2 protein-coding genes and 1 pseudogene are annotated in these 2596 nt (G+C 41.6%); 2 read left to right on the forward strand and 1 reads right to left on the reverse strand.

Going from position 1 to position 2596, the window contains the following annotated elements; genetic code table 11:
- Positions 1-123 precede the first annotated feature (123 nt).
- Positions 124-1566 (forward strand): ATP-binding protein, encoded by a 1443-nt coding sequence (locus tag WJQ40_RS13905; RefSeq protein ID WP_337540915.1) that lies wholly within the window; start codon positions 124-126, stop codon positions 1564-1566.
- Positions 1567-1588: 22 nt separating this feature from the next.
- Here the strand turns inward: WJQ40_RS13905 and WJQ40_RS13910 are convergent, their stop codons facing one another.
- Positions 1589-2104, reverse strand: a complete 516-nt coding sequence (locus tag WJQ40_RS13910) for a CYTH domain-containing protein (protein ID WP_337540917.1) — start codon at positions 2102-2104, stop codon at positions 1589-1591.
- Positions 2105-2348: 244 nt separating this feature from the next.
- Between WJQ40_RS13910 and WJQ40_RS13915 the strand changes: the two are divergent.
- A pseudogene (locus WJQ40_RS13915) lies at positions 2349-2596 on the forward strand (DNA methyltransferase); the annotation flags it as partial.

The raw sequence follows: 2596 nt of genomic DNA on the forward strand, positions 1-2596 counted from the left end.
TTATGACAGAACCTGTGAAAGCAGGGAAGTGTGGATAAAAGTACGGAAACTCAAGTGACTTTGAAGTTGACTTTGAAGTAATATTGAAGTAATCTTGAAGTAACAGAAGCAGGAGGTAAGCAGATGTATCTGGAAGAGATTGTGAAAAATGTACAGTTAGAAAATGATAAATTTGAATGTAAGAGTGTCCTCAACCGTGAGGATGTTGTAGGCTGGCTGAAAAGTATTGCTGGATTTGCAAATGCAACTGGCGGTGATTTTTACATCGGAGTGGAAGATAAGACAAATAAGCTGATAGGATTTGATCGAAAAGGTGCTGATAATGAACGTAATTATTTTAATAATCAGGTGAATGAGCATCTGACTCCCAGACCGCAAATGAAGATTTCATTTGTTCGATATGAAGCAAAAAGTGGAGAACGGTTTATTATTCATGTATCAATTCCGGAGTCCGTGGTCAAACCAATTATTTTAAAATATAAAAATATTCCATCTATTTTTATGCGGAGAGATGGCTTTACCAATGGGGCAACTTATGAAGAAATTATTGAAATGAGTATAAAAAGCAGGAATACACAGTATGATCTTCTTGTTTCTGATATTCCATATGAGCCGGAGCAGTTTTCTGTTTTACAGACGTTTTATCAGGAGCACAATAATGGAAAAGAGCTGAAAGAAAAATTCCTGAAATCCATTGGATTTTATAATGAGGAAGGTTTTCTGTTAAATGGAGCGGTATTGTTTAAAGATGATTATCCAGGATCCAAAACGGGAGTTCAGTGTTCGGTTTTCGCAGGCTTTAATAAAGGAAGTGAACGAATCATAACCATTAATCGTTTTCAGGGAAATGTGATTGCTACCATTCAATATATGATGGACTTTGTAAATCAAAGAATGAATCATTCCATGATAAAGCTGGATGATGTAAGAAAAAATATTGATTCTTATCCGCAGCGAGCCTTATTCGAAGGAGTAATTAATGCGGTGGCTCATCGTGACTACTATCTGGATGGAACGCAGATTCAGGTAGATATGTTTAAGGATCGTCTGGAGATATCTTCTCCTGGAGGTTTTTACAGGGGAGAAAAGCTGGGAAAGACTTATGATCTGTCCGGAATTATTTCAAAGCGAAGAAATGAATTGATTTCCAGTATTCTAGTTGCCTGTAATGTAATGGAGGCTGCCGGTACAGGATTTGATAAAATTATTGAAGAGTATAAAGAGGCAGATGAAGCACATAAACCATATATTTATTCTTCTTCGGATCATTTTACATTAGTATTGCCGGATCTTACTTATGAAAATGGAGTAGAAGACAGTAAAGTACCGGTGCTGACATTTGCACCGGTTCCTGGCGGAACAGAAATGGATGAAAAGGTTTTATCCTTCTGTTATCATCAGGCTCGTAAAGTATCGGAAATAGCAGAATATTTGAAAGTCAGTGATTCCACCTACCTTCGGAAAAATGTACTTGGTAATCTGGAAAAGAATGGATATCTGGAAAAGAGCAGACTTTCACGTGCCATGTTTTATAAGACCAATCCGGAAATGGTGGAAATAGTCTGACCGGTGGGAGAAAAGAGTCTGTTTATGAAGACGATAGAAGGAGAGAAGACAGATCCTGCATCCGCGATAAATTGGAGTTGTGGTAACGCTTATCCAGAGTGACATCAGCAAGGAACCAGTCCGGCGGCAGAAAAGCATCTGCCATTTCCTCATCAGGAAACTCCACCTCTGCAATGATAAGTGGTGCAAAAGGTGCTTCAAATACATCCAGCTCTATGGTAAGGGATGGTGTACTTTCAGGCTGATATCCTTTCCGGAAGGATGGCTCTGAAATGGGAAACAGATAACGCTTTTTGGTAATGATATTGCCATCTGCTTTGGGAAGCAGATGCTCATAGGCCTCTCTGGTCAGGGGGAGATTGTATTCTTCTCTTGCCATGAGGCCTTTTCCTTTGTAAGTAAGATAATAGTCATCATCCTGACGGCGGATCCGGATGACCGGATCGGTATTCAGGTAAGCCTGCTCTATGAGAAGACAGGTGTGGCTGTCGAGATCCACCGGCAGTTCTTTGATCGTAAATTTGCGTTCGATTTCCATAAAATAGTACACTCCTGAAATTTTTGACACGCAGCCATGAAAGTAAACCCAGCTGAAAAGGATTTCCATGCTGTGGCTTCTTACAGTCAGTATACAGGAATCGGGAGGAAGAATCAATTCACTGAATTCCGATTTGGTAAAAACGGGCGGCTTTTTTGCATGGATAGACAGAAAGGGGGCACAAAAATAACTACAAAATTTTAGCGTTCAAATTTGTGCAACTTTAACGAAAAGGAGGATCGTAAATGGCCGCCGCTATCCCGGGAATGTGCTTTTTGTGCCTGCGGTGTCCGGCGGTATCCATCCTACACAGAAGCCCGTGGAGCTCTGCGAGTACCTGATCCGCACCTACACCCGCCCCGGAGAACTGGTCGCGGACATTTGCGCGGGCTCCGGCACAACCGCGATTGCGGCCATCAACACAGAATGCCGCTTTGTATGCTTTGAAACGGCCCCGGCCTTTTATGCCGCCGCCAGTGAGCGCATCCGTGC

This window comes from Suilimivivens sp., assembly GCF_037359455.1.
Taxonomy (GTDB): Bacteria; Bacillota; Clostridia; order Lachnospirales; family Lachnospiraceae; genus Suilimivivens; species Suilimivivens aceti.